Source organism: Paenibacillus sp. F4 (assembly GCF_002894905.1).
GTDB classification, from domain to species: domain Bacteria; phylum Bacillota; class Bacilli; order Paenibacillales; family Paenibacillaceae; genus Paenibacillus; species Paenibacillus polymyxa_B.
The window spans coordinates 1-16,538 of the sequence record NZ_POVS01000024.1; the positions used below are offsets into that span (position 1 = coordinate 1).

At 39.4% G+C, this 16,538-nt stretch carries 4 protein-coding genes; all 4 read left to right on the forward strand.

The annotated features are described in order from the left end of the window. Nucleotides 1-17 precede the first annotated feature (17 nt). Nucleotides 18-5,150, forward strand: coding sequence for a non-ribosomal peptide synthetase (locus C1T21_RS25175; RefSeq protein WP_258012625.1), 5,133 nt, complete (start codon nt 18-20; stop codon nt 5,148-5,150). A gap of 29 nt (nt 5,151-5,179) precedes the next feature. Further along, on the forward strand, nt 5,180-15,289 hold the full coding sequence (locus tag C1T21_RS25180; protein WP_103050202.1) for a non-ribosomal peptide synthetase: 10,110 nt from the start codon (nt 5,180-5,182) through the stop codon (nt 15,287-15,289). Nucleotides 15,290-15,312: 23 nt separating this feature from the next. Beyond that, a complete protein-coding gene (locus C1T21_RS25185) occupies nt 15,313-16,035 on the forward strand; it encodes a thioesterase II family protein (protein ID WP_025721395.1) in 723 nt (240 codons plus the stop codon). Between the two features lie 305 nt (nt 16,036-16,340). Further along, nucleotides 16,341-16,538, forward strand: a 198-nt coding sequence (locus C1T21_RS27590) for a carbohydrate-binding protein (RefSeq protein ID WP_374703736.1), incomplete at its 3' end; no start/stop codon positions are given.

A 16,538-nucleotide genomic window follows, 5' to 3' on the forward strand; every position in this document is an offset into this window, starting at 1 on the left:
AAACAATAAAAGAAGCAGTGGTATTGGACAAAGAAGGAGCTGACGGAAATAAGTATCTTTGTGCGTACGTCGTACCGGATCAAGAAATAACCGTACAGGGGATGAGGGAACACTTGTCAAAAGAGCTCCCGGACTACATGATCCCTTCTTACTTTATGCAGATGGAAAAGCTGCCATTGACCCCTAATGGAAAAATAGACAGGAAAGCATTGCCCGAGCCTGACGGAAGTATGAGTACGGGAACAGAATATGTAGCGCCGCGGAATGAAGTGGAAGAGAAACTGGTTGAAATATGGCAGGAAGTGCTTGGAGCAAAACAGGTAGGAATAAGGGACAACTTCTTTAAAATAGGCGGAGATTCTATACGTGCAATATCATTAGTCAGCACAATATGCAAAAAGTTGGATATAAACATCCAAATCAGGGATATATACATGAATCCTGATATTGAGAGATTGTCTGCATTCTTAAAAGTAAAAGATACGGAAGCTTTTAACAGTAAGATGGGTAAAGCAAGGGAAGAACTGGAGTTATTTAAACAGCGAATATTGATGAATGAAACTCTCTCAGAAAAGTTACCTTCGGACATGGAAGATATATATCCGATGAGTCACATAGAGCTGGGTATGATTTATCATTCCAAAAAAGACTATGAAAATGCAGTTTATCATGACCAATTTGCATTTCATCTGAATGACAAAGACTTTGATTTCCCAGCATTTAAAGAAGCGATGCTTCTAATGACGTCAAAACATGATATTTTAAGGACGGTTTTTAATTTAGAGGATTTTGAAACTCCTGTGCAAATTGTTTACAAGGGCAGTAGTCTTGATATTGAGCAGATAGATATCATGAATTTTAGCAGGACAGGGCAGGTTGAGTATATAAACAAATATTTGGAAAATGACAGAGCGAATCCGTTTGATATATCAAAGCCCCTTTGGAGGATAAGAATATTCAAACTTGACGCAAACCATATTTGTCTGGTTCTGATATTCCACCATGCTATCCTGGATGGCTGGAGTGTTGCTTCATTGATTACGGAAGTTTCAAACCTATACTCTAAGCTTAAGCAAGAAAAAGATTATATACCAACACGGCTTAAATGCAGCTATAAAGATTATATAGCAGACCAAATGACAATTAAGGACAACCAGGAAGTAATTGATTATTGGAGAGAGGAATTAAGTGAATATAAAAGGTTGAATATGCCTGCAAATATTCATGGAAAAACAAAAAAATCTTATAAAGTAGACCATGTAACACGCCATTTAAGTCAGGAATTTTTAGGTGATTTAAGAAGTACTGCCAGAAGATATGATGTAAGCTTAAAGACACTTTGCTTTGCTGCATACACTTATATGCTCAATATGCTTTCATACGAGGATGACTTTGTCGTAGGTTTGGTAGAAAATAACAGACCTGTATGCGAAGATGGAGATAAGATGCTGGGGTGCTTCTTAAATACGGTTCCCGTCAAAATGTGTTTTGATAAAATCGATATATGGGAGGAATTGATAAAAGTTGCAGAAAAGAAATTAATAAACTTAAAGCTTTATGGAAGACTGCCTTTATTTGAGATCATAAATATCCTGGGCGGAAAAGAAAACAAAGAGGAAAATCCTTTATTTGATACCATATTCAATTATGTGGATTTTCATATATATAACGAGATAATAAACAAAGAAATCGGTGATGTTAAAGATAGAATTTCAGTTGATGAATATGAAGCAACCAATACAAGTCTTGACTTTACAGTAAGTAATACATTCGATGATCTTAATATAAGCTTGATCTACTCGGACAAAGTATTGGAAAGAAAACAGGCAGAAGAGTGTATAGACTATTTTATTAATATTTTAAATATGTTTATCCATAACCCCAAAGGGTCAGTTGACAAGCTTATTATATTAAGTCATGAAGAAAGAAAGCAGTTGCTGATAGACTTTAATGATACTAAGAAAGACTATCCGCAGGACAAAACCATACATGAGCTGTTTGCTGAGCAGGTGGAAAGGACACCTGACAACATAGCTGTGGTATATGAAGACAAGCACTTGACTTACAGGGAATTGAACGGAAAGGCAAATCATTTGGCCAGAGTATTGAGGAACAAAGGGGTAAAGCCTGACCGTATTGTAGGAATTATGGCCGAACGTTCATTTGAGATGATTGTGGGGATATTTGCCATATTGAAAGCTGGAGGGGCGTATCTGCCGATAGATCCTAATTATCCTGATACAAGGATAAAGTATTTGTTGGACGATAGTGGTTCCCAGATCCTTTTGACCTCCAGGACCTTTATGGAAAATAAGCAGATTGATGCGGATATTATATATCTGGAGGAAGAATATTTAAATGAAGAGAACTCAAAGCTTGAAAATGTAAACAAACCCTCGGACCTTGCGTACGTCATTTATACATCAGGTTCGACAGGGAAGCCCAAAGGTGGAATGATTGAGCATACTAGCGTTGTAAACATAATTACAGCCCTCCAGGCCATGTATCCGCTTAAAGCGGAAGACGCTTTTCTATTTAAAACAACTTATACCTTTGACGTATCCGTAGCTGAGATATTTGGCTGGTTCCTCAACGGAGGAAAGCTTGTAATATCACGCCAAGGTGTGGAAAAGGAAGCTATGGAGTTAGTAGAGGTAATAAACAAGCATAAGATAACCCATGTAAACTTTGTACCATCAATGCTGAATATAATGGTACAGACTTTAAAAGATAATGGTATAAAACTGCCATCAACTCTCAGGTATATTTTTGCTGCTGGAGAAGCGCTGCCCAAAAAGCTTGTCCATGAGCTTTTCGATGTCTCAGAGAACACATCTCTGGAAAATATCTATGGGCCTACAGAGTCCACGATATATGCAGCGGGTTACAGTATAACAAAGAAAATAGCAGAAGAACTTATAACAGTACCTATAGGGAAAGCTTTACAGAATGTATACCTTTATATACTGGACAAGCACAACCAATTAACTCCTGTAGGAGTGGCCGGTGAACTTGTGATAGGTGGAAGCGGTCTTGCAAGGGGCTATTTGAATAGACCTGAACTGACAGCAGAAAAATTTGTACCTAACCCGTTTATTCCCGGCGAAAAAGTGTACCGCACAGGGGACTTAGTAAGGCGGCTTCCTGATGGGAACATCGAATTCATGGGCAGGATCGACCACCAGGTAAAGATAAGAGGCTTTAGAATAGAGCTTGGAGAAATTGAAGCACATCTGGTGAAGCACACTGCTATTAAGGAAGCAGTGGTTATTGCAAAGGAAGAGCAGCAAGGGAAGAAGTACCTGTGTGCATATATTGTAGGGGAAAATGAATTGACCATTTCCGAGCTAAGGGAGCATCTCTTAAACGAACTACCTGACTACATGGTACCAGCATATTTCATGAAGCTGGAACAGCTGCCATTTAATGCCAACGGTAAAATTGATCGGAAAGCATTGCCTGAACCACAGGGGAATATTAATACCGGAGTAGAGCATGTAGTTCCTAGAAACGAAAGAGAAGAAATACTGGCCAAAGTATGGGAAGACGTACTAAAAACTGAAAACATCGGGGTAAAAGATAATTTCTTCAGCCTTGGAGGAGACTCAATAAAAGCCATACAGGTAATGTCGCGTCTTAACGTCCATGGGCTAAAGCTTGAAATGCGGGACTTATTCAAACATCCTGTAATTGAGGAACTCGTCGAATATATACAATCTACAAGCCGAAGAATTCATCAAGGCCCGGTAGAAGGCATAGTACCGATAACACCTATACAAAGATGGTTGTATAAACAAGACAGCAAGGATATCCATCATTTTAATCAGGAAATAATGATATATGGGCGTAACGGATTTGAAGAAGCTATTATTCGAAAAGTATTGTCAAAGCTTGTAGAGCACCACGATATTTTTAGAACAGTGGTAAAAATAGAGGATCAAAATATACTCCAATACAACAAAAACCTTGAAGGTGAACATTTTTCATTGGAAATTGTAGACCTTAGGGACAGCTATAATTACCGGGAAAAAATAGAGCTGGAAGCGTCGAGGATTCAGAGGAGCATGGACTTGTATAACGGTCCTTTAGTTAAGGTTGGTCTGTTTAAGACTAAAGAAGGGGACCACCTGCTAATAGCTATTCACCACCTTGTAGTTGATGGGGTATCGTGGAGAATCATACTGGAAGATTTGGACATAGGATACAGACAGGCGCTAAACAATGATGAAATAAAATTCAGCAACAAGACCGACTCTTTCAAAGATTGGGCACAGAGGCTTGATGAGTATGCCAATAGCCCTGAACTATTAAAAGAAATAAATTACTGGACCAATTTGGAAAAAACTGAAACAATACCGCTTCCAAAAGACCGAGAGATTGAAGAAAGAAGGTATATGAATAACAATAGCGTCAAGATCGAGCTGAGTATTGAAGAGACTGAGAAGATGCTAAAGCGGGTAAACCATGCTTATAACACAGAAGTAAACGACATATTGCTTACCGCCTTGGGATTAGCAGTGAGGGAATGGACCGGAAATGATAAGGTTCTGATCAGTCTGGAGGGGCACGGCAGGGAGGAAATCATTAAAGACATTGACATAAGCAGGACCGTGGGATGGTTCACCACCCAGTATCCCGTGGTGTTAGATGTCAGCGGACAACTCGATATTTCCCGCATGATCAAATCGGTAAAAGAAAACATCAGGCAGATACCTAACAAAGGGATAGGTTACGGCATACTAAAATATCTTACCTTGCCGGAAAACAAAGCCGATTTAAACTTTAATCTAAACCCTGAAATAAGCTTCAATTACCTCGGTCAATTCAACCAGGATAATGTAGACAATTTATTTGGAGTGTCTGATATTCCTGCCGGAGAGTCTACAGGACCAAACTATAAAAGTGAGTATTGTATTGATATTAACGGCGGAACTGTAGAAGGCGGGAAGCTGGAATTAAACTTTAGCTACAACCAGGGCGAGTATGAGAAGAGTACTATTGAAGGGGTAGCGGTGAGTTTTAAAAAGCATTTAGTAAACATAATAACCCATTGTGCAGAAATGGACTATTCAGAAGCTACACTCAGTGATTTTACAGTAGACGATCTGAATATGGATGAGTTTGAAGACGTATTGAATAACTTCGAATAAAAAGAGTTTGTATTTAAGGAGGAGTACTTATGAGTGATTTGAAGAAACAAAACATAAAAGATATGTACCGGCTCACTCCTATGCAGCAAGGGATATTGTACCACTATATGATGGATAAAAATTCAGACGCCTACTTTGAGCAGATATCACTTTCTATAAAAGGCATCCTGGACATTGATTGTGTTGAAAAGAGCGTTAATATCATTATTGAAAAGTATGACGCTTTGAGAACAATTTTTTTGTATGAAAATGTAGCCAAGCCCTTACAAGTAGTCATGAAGGAAAGAAAGCTGTCTGTCAGCTATGAGGATATTACCTCCCTTGCCGAAGAACTAAGGGATAGGTATATAGAAGAATACAGGGTTAAAGACAGAAAAAAGGGCTTTGACTTATCAAGGGATATTTTAACAAGATTAAGTGTAATTAAAACAGGCTACCAATCTTATAACATGGTATGGAGCTTTCATCACATCATTATTGATGGGTGGAGTCTCGCAAATATATTTAGAGAATTTATGGAAAACTATGAAGCCCTGATGAATAGCCGGGAGCCGGAGTCAGGAAAGGTATATCCTTACAGCCGCTATATCAAATGGTTGGAAGGCAGAAATCAGAACGAGGCCGCAGATTACTGGGAAACCTATCTTAAAGGTTACGAGCATCAGACAGTCCTTCCCCAAAACGGCAGGTCTGCAAGTGATGATTTCAGGATTGAAGAAACGGAGTTTAAAATATCTGAACAAATAACTAGCGATCTTGAGAAGTTTGCAGCCAAAAACAATACAACCATGAGTACCATTATAAAGACCATATGGGGGATATTATTACAGCGGTATAACAATACCGATGATGTGGTGTTTGGTGAGGTGGTATCGGGAAGGCCTCATGAAATACAGGGAATTGAGAGCATGGTGGGTTTATTTATAAATACCGTTGCAGTAAGGGTGAGTTGTGATGAGGATAAAACTTTTACCGAACTGATCAAAGAGATGCAGCAATCGGTGCTTGAATCTGACCGGTACAGTTTCTATCCTCTGGCGGATGTGCAGTCAAAAACATGCTTGAAAGATGCCTTGATACATCATGTCATGGCTTTTGAAAATTACCCTATGGATGAAGCGGTTAATGCTTCATCCAGTAATGGCATTTTAAATGTAGTTGGAATGGAAATATTCGAGCAGACGAATTATGATTTTGGGATACTCGTTGATGGCGGTAAGGAATTATCTATTAAATTCAGTTACAACTCACTGGTATATGATGGTAATTTCATAGAAAAAATCAAGGGACATTTTCAGTCGGTAATAGAAATTGTAACCGATAATCCCGATATGCATATTAGGAATATTGATATACTCACCGAAGTGGAAAAGAAAGAAATAGTACACTGCTTCAATAATACAACGGAGGAATACCACAGGGAAAAGACCATTCACCAACTATTTGAGGAACAAGCGGTGAAGACACCTGACAATGCGGCAGTGGTGTTTGAGGGTAAGCAGCTAACCTATAGGGAACTCAATGAGAAGTCAAATCAGCTTGCAAGAGTGTTGAGGGATAAGGGAGTTAAACCAGACAGCATAGTGGGTATTATGGTAGAACGCTCACTGGAGATGGTCATAGGTATATTTGGCATACTTAAAGCCGGAGGGGCATATATGCCTATAGATCCTGACTACCCTAAGGCAAGAATCGAATATTTACTCGAGGACAGCGAGATAGGGGTGCTGATTTCCCAAAAGCAATTCCTGGAGAAAGTGGAGTTTTACGGGAAGTATATAGACATAGAAGATGAAAGCCTTTATGCCGGAAACCCTATGAACCTGGAAGTGGTATGTTCACCGCAAAATTTGGCATATATCATTTATACATCTGGGTCTACAGGAAAACCTAAAGGGGTTATGGTAGAACATAAAGGGGTAGCAAATCTGGAGGCGTTTTTCAAGACCCGCTTAAATGTAAGTGAAAGCGATAGGATTATTCAATTTGCATCAATTTCATTCGACGCTGCAGTTTGGGAAATATTTATGGGACTATTGGCAGGAGCAACACTATATATATCTTCAGGCGATATTATCAATGACTATCGAAGATTTGAAGAATACCTAAATGAAAATGAGATAACTATTGCTACTTTACCACCTCCGTATCTGGCAAATCTGGACCCGGAAAAAGTAACTTCCTTAAAGAAGGTAATTGCAGCAGGTTCGGCTTCCACTCCCGAACTTTTAAAGAAATGGAGCAACAGGATTTCATATATAAATGCTTATGGACCTACTGAGACAACCGTATGTGCAACGGTATGGAAAGCAGATGATTGTGAGACGGCCGATAAGTCGGTACCTATTGGTAAACCTATTACCAATACCCGGGTGTTTATAGTTGATGAAAACAATAATCTTAAGCCCATAGGTGTTGAGGGTGAACTCTGTGTTTCCGGGGCAGGATTGGCGAGAGGATACTTGAAAAAACCGGAACTTACCAGGGAAAAGTTTGTACCGAACCCATTTATGCCTGGAGAACTGATGTATAAAACAGGAGATCTTGCAAAGTGGCTTCCTGACGGGAATATTGCATTTGCCGGCAGAAAAGACCACCAGGTTAAAATAAGAGGGTATAGAATCGAGCTTGAGGAAATAGAAGCAGCCCTTTTGAAGCATGCTGATATAAATGAGGCGGTGGTCATTGACCGGGAGGATTCAAGTGTAGGCAGGTATCTTTGCGCTTATATAGTGTCTGACCGAGAAGTGACAGTGACCGAAATAAGGGAGCTTATATCTAAAGAGCTGCCCGATTATATGATTCCATCCTATTTTATGAGGATAGCAAAAGTACCGTTAACCATAAATGGAAAATTGGACAGAAAGGCGCTGCCGCTGCCTGATGGAAGAATAAATACAGGAACAGAGTATGCAGCGCCTTCAGGTGAAGTGGAGGAAAGGCTTGCGCTGCTGTGGCAGGACATCCTTGGAATAGAGAAGGTAGGAAGAAATGATAACTTCTTTATGCTCGGAGGACACTCGTTAAAGGCAACAAGCCTTGTAGCAAGAATTCACAAAGAGTTCAATGTAGACATACCTCTTAAGGAAATATTCAAGACACCAACCATCTTAGAAATTGCCAGCTACATTGAAGACTCAAAGGAGAGCCTATATCAGTCCATTCAACGTGCTGGGGATATGGAATATTATCCCATGTCATCCGCCCAGAAAAGACTATATATATTAAACCAGCTTGAAGGAGCTGGAATCGCCTACAATATACCTGGCATAATATTGCTGGAAGGTACTGTTGATAAAGCACGTTTTGAGCAGGCTTTTCATAGTCTGATAGAAAGGCATGAGAGCTTTCGAACCTCCTTCCATATGATCGAGGAAGAGCTGTCTCAGAAAGTCCATGACAAGGCGGACCTAAGTATCATGTACCTGGAAACCAGTGAAGAGAAGGTTCCCGAAATAGTGGAGAAATTCATAAGGCCCTTTGACCTTGGAAAGGCTCCACTATTAAGAGTTGGACTTGTAAAGATTGGAGAAGCCAGACATATTATGGTGTTTGACATGCATCATATCATATCGGATGGAGTGTCCAACGACATACTGGTAAGAGAGTTTATAAGCTTATATGAAGGGAAAATACTTCCTCCACTGCGTATACAGTACAAGGACTACTCAGTTTGGCAGAGGGAATTGTTTGCAGGAGCTGCCATAAGTAAGCAGGAGGAATTCTGGCTCCAGACCTTTCAGGGAGAGATCCCTGTGCTGGATTTATCCACCGACTACCCAAGACCCGCAGTACAAAGCTTTGAAGGAGACTACATCAGCTTTGAAGCTGATAGCGAGCTTGCGGTTAGACTTAACAAGCTTGGATCAGACAATGGAGCTACATTATATATGACGCTTCTTGCTGCATACAATGTGCTGTTATCTAGATACACTGGACAGGAAGATATTATTGTGGGAAGTCCTATAGCTGGAAGGCCTCATGCTGACCTTCAAGACATCATAGGTATGTTTGTAAACACTCTGGCCATGAGAAACCACCCGCAAGGAGAAAAGACTTTTATTGAATTCTTGAAAGAAGTTAAAGAAAATGCTTTGAAAGCATACGACAATCAGGACTATCAGTTTGAAGAATTAGTGGATAAGCTGGACATAAGGAGGGATATGAGCAGGAATCCCCTCTTTGATACCATGTTTGCCATATACAATGTTGGAAAAGCAGAGCTCATAACGTCTGATCTAAGCTTCAAGCCGTACAACAAAGGGATAGAAGGCAGAATATCAAAATTTGACATCACCTTAAATGCATTTGAGACTGAGGATGGTATAGCCTTTGAACTCGAATACTGTACAAGACTGTTTAAGAAAGAAACAGTTGAAAGACTTGGGGCTCATTACATCAATTTGCTGGAAGAAATTGCAGCATACCCCGAAAAAAGGCTTTATGAAATCGAAATGTTATCACAGGAAGAAAAACAGCAAGTATTATACAGCTTTAACGATACTGCTCTCGAATATCCCCTGGATAAAACCATACACCAAATGTTTGAGGAGCAAGTGAAAAAGACTCCTGATCATATTGCAGTGGTTTTTGAAGGTAAACAATTAACCTACCGAGAACTGAATCAAAAGGCAAACCAATTGGCCAGGGCATTAAGAGAAAAGGGAGTAAAGCCTGATGATATTGTAGGCATAATGGTGGACCGCTCGCCTGAAATGGTTATAGGTATAATGTCAGTAATCAAGGCTGGGGGGGCGTACCTTCCTGTAGATCCTAATTATCCATTGGAAAGAAAAAGGTATATGATGGAGGACAGCAAGGCCAAAATTTTACTCACCCAAAATCATCTTATGGATCGTGATGATTTCGATGGTGAGATTATTGATTTATCTGATTATGATTATAATTTTATAAACGATGTGAATATAAAATGTATAAATAAGCCTGGTGATACAGCGTACATCATCTATACCTCTGGCTCAACGGGAAACCCTAAAGGTGTTTGCATTGATAATAAGAGTGTATTAAACCTGGTAGAGGGTCTGTTCCAGAGAATATATAGCAAATATGAATCACCGTTGAATGTTTGCCTCATTGCCCCTTATGTTTTTGATGCTTCGGTGCAGCAGATTTTCGCAGCACTGCTAATGGGGCATGCATTGTACATTGTACCGGAGGAAGCAAGGAAAGACGGTAAAAAGCTGCTGGACTTCTATAGTGAAAATAGGATTGATATTTCGGATGGAACGCCCATACACGTAAATATGATGTTAAATTCTCCTCCTATAGATAATAACCTAAAAGTGAGACATTTTATTATAGGCGGAGATGTTCTTCCATTTGATGCAGTAAAAGACTTCCTAAGCAGATTTGAGGATGTGCAACCTTGCATCACAAATGTTTATGGTCCTACCGAATGCTGTGTGGATTCTACGGAATATTTGATTACTGCGGCGGGGCTTAGTAGATTGGATAATATCCCCATAGGCCGTCCTTTGCCAAACACCAGAGCATATATACTTGGTAAGAAATTAGAAGTAAATCCTATAGGTATCGCTGGGGAATTATATATATCTGGGGATGGTCTTGCCAAAGGCTATTTAAACAAGACGGGGCTTACTGCAGAAAGATTTGTATCTAACCCGTTTATAAAGGGAGAAAGAATGTATCGTACTGGGGACTTGGCAAGATGGCTGCCTGACGGGAATATAGAATTTTTAGGCAGGATGGACCACCAGGTAAAGATAAGGGGATTTAGAATAGAACTTGGAGAAATAGAGGCTCAGCTATTAAGACATGCTTCAATAAAAGAAGCTGTGGTTATTGTAAAGGAAGACCAACAGAAGAACAAGGATCTGTGTGCATATTTCGTTGGGGAAAATGAACTGACAATAACTGAACTAAGGGAATGCCTTTCAAAAGAATTGCCCGAGTATATGATCCCGGCATACTTCATGCAGCTGGATGAAATGCCTTTGACAGCCAATGGTAAGATAGACCGGAAGAACTTGCCCCACCCTGCTGCTCATTTAAATACTGGAGTAGAGTATGAAGCACCTTCAGGTGAAGTGGAAGAGAAGCTTGTACAATTGTGGCAGGATATCCTGGGGGTTGAGAAAATAGGGAGAAATGATAATTTCTTTGTGCTTGGGGGGCACTCATTAAAAGCAATAAACTTTGCAGCCAAAATTCACAAAGAGTTCAATGTAAATATATCTCTTAAGGAGATATTCAAGCTGCCGACAATTGCAGAAATTGCCAAGTACATCCAGGAAGCCCAAGAGAGTATTTATCAATCTATCCAGCCCACTGGAGAAATGGAATACTATCCTATGTCGTCTTCCCAAAGAAGGCTGTATATATTAAATCAGCTTGAAGGAGCAAGGGTGGCATACAATATGCCAGAGTTTATGTTGTTAGAAGGCAGTATTGATATAGAACGTTTTGAGAAAGCCTTAGATCAGCTGGTAAAAAGGCATGAGGCTTTCCGGACCTCCTTCCATATGGTAGATGGTGAACCGGTGCAGAAGGTCCATGATGAGGTGGAATTTAGTATCATGTACATGGAAACCGGCGAAGAAAAAGCCTCAGAAGCAGCAAATGAATTCATAAGGCCATTTGACCTTGGCAAGGCTCCTTTACTAAGAGCAGGGCTCGTAAAAATTAGAGAAGACAGGCATGTCATGATGCTTGATAAACACCATATCATATCTGACGGGGTGTCGGATGAAATACTGGTAAGAGAATTCATAAGCTTGTATGAAGGAATGAATCTTCCAGCACTTCAGATTCAGTACAAGGACTATTCCGTATGGCAGAATAAATTGTTTGCTGACGGCACAATCAGTAAACAAGAAGAATACTGGCTCCAGGCATTTAGGGGAGAAATACCAGTACTTGATATGCCGGTAGACTACCCAAGGCCGGCTATACAGAGTTTTGAAGGCGATATGGTCAGTTTTGAAACAGGCCGGGAACTTGCACATAAACTGAACAAGCTTGCCGTGGATCATGGAGCAACACTGTATATGGTGCTTCTAGCTTCATACAATGTGCTTCTTTTCAAATACACCGGACAGGAAGATGTCGTAATTGGAAGCCCTATAGCAGGAAGGCCACATACAGATTTGCAGGACATCATAGGCATGTTTGTCAATACCCTAGCTATGAGGAATTACCCTCAAGGTAAAAAGAATTTCAGCGAGTTTTTGATGGTAGTAAAAGAAAATGCTCTAAGGGCTTATGAAAACCAGGATTACCCATTTGAGGAACTTGTGGAGAAGCTTAGCATTAAGCGGGATTTGAGCAGAAATCCGCTGTTTGATACTATGTTTGTCTTGCAAAATAAAGAGGCATCAGAATTTAAGATGAATGGGCTAAGGTTCATGCCCTATGATAATGAGTTCAGGGCGTCCAAATTTGATTTGACCCTAAACGCCCAAGAGACCCAGAATAATATTGTATTTGGGTTAAAGTATGCTACTCGTCTGTTTAAGAAAGAGACAATAGAAAAACTTGGGGTCCATTTCATCAATGTACTGGAAGAGATCACAGCTTACCCCGAAAAGATGCTGTCCGAAATAAATATACTATCTCAGGATGAAAAACAGCAAATACTAAATAGTTTTAATGATACAAAGGCAGAATACCCTAGGGATAAGACTCTACATGAGCTGTTCCAAGACCAAGTGGAAAGGACACCTGATAATGTAGCTGTAGTGTTTGAGGACAAGCAATTAACCTACAGGCAGCTCAATGAAAAGGCAAATCAGCTTGCCAGAGCACTTAGAAGTAATGATGTAAAGCAAAACAGCATAGTTGGAATAATGGTAGAAAGATCCGTAGATATGCAGGTTGGAATACTGGGAATTTTAAAAGCAGGAGGTGTCTATTTACCAATTTCAACCAAACTTCCTGGACTAAGAATAAAAAAATTACTGGAAGATAGTAATGCAACTATGCTGTTGACGCAATCACATTTAGCGGATAAAGCAGAGTTTTACGGTAATATATTACTGCTTGATTCCCCTGAAATATACATTGGAAGTGCTGAAAACCTTGATAAAATAAATAAACCAGAGGACTTAGCTTATATCATTTATACATCGGGATCTACTGGAGTTCCGAAGGGTTCAATGATAGAGCATCGAAGTGTAGTTAACTTGGTTTATGGACTAAGAAAGCTTGTCTATGAAAATTATGATAATTATTTAAATGTTGCCCTTGTGTCCCCTTACTTTTTTGACGCATCTGTAAAACAAATATTTGCGGCTTCTCTCCTTGGCCATACGCTGTTTATAGTTCCTGAGGATACAAGGCTAGATGGTGAGGGCCTTCTAAAGTACTATAACAGGAATTCAATTGCTGTTTCAGACGGAACACCAGCACATATAAAGCTTTTAACAGATACTGCCAGGCCTGGCAAAAGTCTTTCAGTTATGCAGTTTATTATCGGAGGGGAAGAACTTTCATGTAAAGGTATACAAGGTTTCTATGATCGGTTTAAAGATAATAACCCTACTATAACAAACGTTTATGGTCCAACAGAATGCTGCGTAGATTCAACTTATTACCATTTAAGCCGTGAGAAGGTGAGAAATCTAACAAGTATACCTATAGGTATGCCATTGCAGAATTATAAGATATATATACTTAATGAAGACATGAATATCTTACCGGTTAATACAACTGGTGAAATATATATATCTGGAGATGGGCTGGCAAAAGGCTATTTGAACAAACTTGAATTGACTACGGAAAAATTTGTAGCTAATCCTTTCAGCTCTGGAGAAAGAATGTATCGTACCGGTGATCTTGGAAGGTGGCTTCCTGACGGAAACATCGAATTTATAGGCAGAGTAGACCATCAGGTAAAGATTAGGGGCTTTAGGATAGAGCTTGGGGAAATAGAAGTGCAGCTATTAAAGCATCCTTCAATAAAAGAAGCTGCGGTAATTGCAAAGACAGACCAGGAGGGCAACAAGTATTTGTGTGCTTATATAGCAGGGGAAAGTGAATTTACAATATCAGATTTAAGGGCGCTTCTCTTAAAAGAACTTCCCGATTACATGATACCACAATACTTTGTTCAGCTGGAAAAGCTGCCTTTGACAGCCAATGGCAAAATAGATCGGAATAATTTACCCCAAAATGACGGTACTTTAGCTACATCAGTAGAGTATGTAGAGCCTTGCGGTGAAGTTGAGGAGAAGCTTGCACTGCTGTGGCATGATGCCCTTGGAGTACAAAAAATTGGTGTGAATGATAACTTCTTTGAACTGGGAGGATACTCACTGAAGGCAATATCCCTTATAAGCAGAATTTATGAACAGTTAAATGTTGAGGTACCACTAAAAGACTTTTATATGGCCCCAACCATAAAGGAAATTGCCCGTTTTATACACAATACGTACGCCAATGATTATATTACACCAAGTCCGGCAATTCATTTTAATTCAGCAATGGAGAGTCTTATGTTTGCATTCCCTCCAGGAGGAGGAAATGGAATAGCTTATGGTAGTTTATCAAAACAAATGAATGCTTATTCCATATATTCCTTTGACTTTATAGAAAATGAGAGCAGGATGGAGGAGTATGTGAAGGCAATTACTTCTGTCAAACCCGAGGGCCCATATATTCTATTTGGTTACTCGGCAGGAGGTAATCTGGCATTTGAAGTTGCTAAAGTATTAATTGAAACTGGACATCATGTATCCGATATAATCTTTCTGGATTCGGCTAAATCATTTGTCCTTATTGAGGAAGAAAGCGAAGATGCTAAGAAACTTGCTGAGCAACAGGATAAAGAATTTATAGAAGAAAATGAGAAACTTATAAAAGGCATGTTTGGAGATAACCAGGCAGTTATTGAAAAGGCCATTGAAAGAATGAGAAATTATCATAAATACACTAGAAGTGTTATAAACTCGGGACAGATAAACTCCAATATCCATCTTATTATATCACAGCAGCAAGACAATGAAGGTGAAGCTGATTTATGTGAAGGATGGAGAGAGGCAACAACGGGAGAGTTCAAAGTATATAACGGATTTGGCAGTCATTTTGATATGTTAAGTACAGGATATATAGATAAAAATGCGGCTATTATTAAAGAAATATTGGAAGAGATCAACCAATAGTTCAGATATAAGGGGTAGATATAATGGATAAGATTAAATTGTTTTGTCTGCCGTATGCAGGAGGTTCTGCAGCAGTATATAAATATTGGGAACAATACTTGCATGATAGGATTGAGCTTTTCCCGATTGAGCTTGCGGGAAGAGGCAGCAGGATTGGTGAACCGTTTTACGGAAGTGTTGAGGAAGCGCTTGAAGATATACACCGTATTATCATAAGCAACCTTGAAGAACAACCTTATGCGTTGTTTGGCCACAGTATGGGCAGTGTACTTGTATATGAACTTGCCTATAGAATAAAGGAGCTCGGACATCCATATCCTGTCCATATGTTTATTTCCGGCAGATATCCTCCGGGTTTTGTAAGTAAGAAGAAGGTACTCTATGATTTGCCGGATAAGGAGTTTGTGGATGAGGTATTTAAGCTGGGAGGCACGCCCAAAGAGGTTCTGAAAAGCAATGAATTAATGGAGTTGTTTTTACCGATACTCAGAGCGGATTTTAGAATTACTGACACATACAGGCACATTGAAAAAAACGCTAAGCTTGACTGCGATATAAGTGTATTGTGGGGAAAAAGAGAAAAGGGAGCCACTATTTTTGACGTTGCAAAATGGCATGATTATACGTCCAAAAGTTGTAAAATTCATATGTTTGACGGGGATCATTTTTTTATACACGATTACAAAAAGGATGTAGCAGCAATAATAAATAGTAGTCTCATCGACTTTGCAGACAATGGTATGTGAAGACTGAAGTTTATTTAAAATTTAATATGAAATCAAGAGGCTAAGTTTTTAGGTTGACTTTAATGACCTGTAGACTTAGCCTCTTTCCAGTCTAATCAAAAATTTCAAGAAAGTAGAACCTACGTCCTATTGGAATTATTTTCATGTTTCTGTATTATCAGAATTGTAATCATTTGTTTAATCGCTTTAATTATGGAATGAACTTGAAGTATTTGTGAAAACAAAGGGGGGGAAATAGTGCTGATAAATGTTGAAAATGAGCAACACAGGAAAATATCAGAAGAAAAATACAAGGAGGTTTGAAAATGACTAGCAAAAAGTTTTCTTTTAAAGCCACATCACTTTTGGTAGTTTTAGCAGTATTCTTATCCACCTTTTGCGCAGTCTTGCCGGTGAGCGCAGCCGCTAGGGGAGCATGGGCACCAAATACTGCCTATGCAGTAAATGATACAGTAACATATAGTGGAAGTACTTATACCTGTCGTCAGGCACATACTTCCCTC

Coding starts and splice junctions, on each gene's coding strand:
- C1T21_RS25180 (WP_103050202.1), top strand. CDS start 5,180: ATGAGTGATTTGAAGAAACAAAACATAAAAGATATGTACCGGCTCACT.
- C1T21_RS25185 (WP_025721395.1), top strand. CDS start 15,313: ATGGATAAGATTAAATTGTTTTGTCTGCCGTATGCAGGAGGTTCTGCA.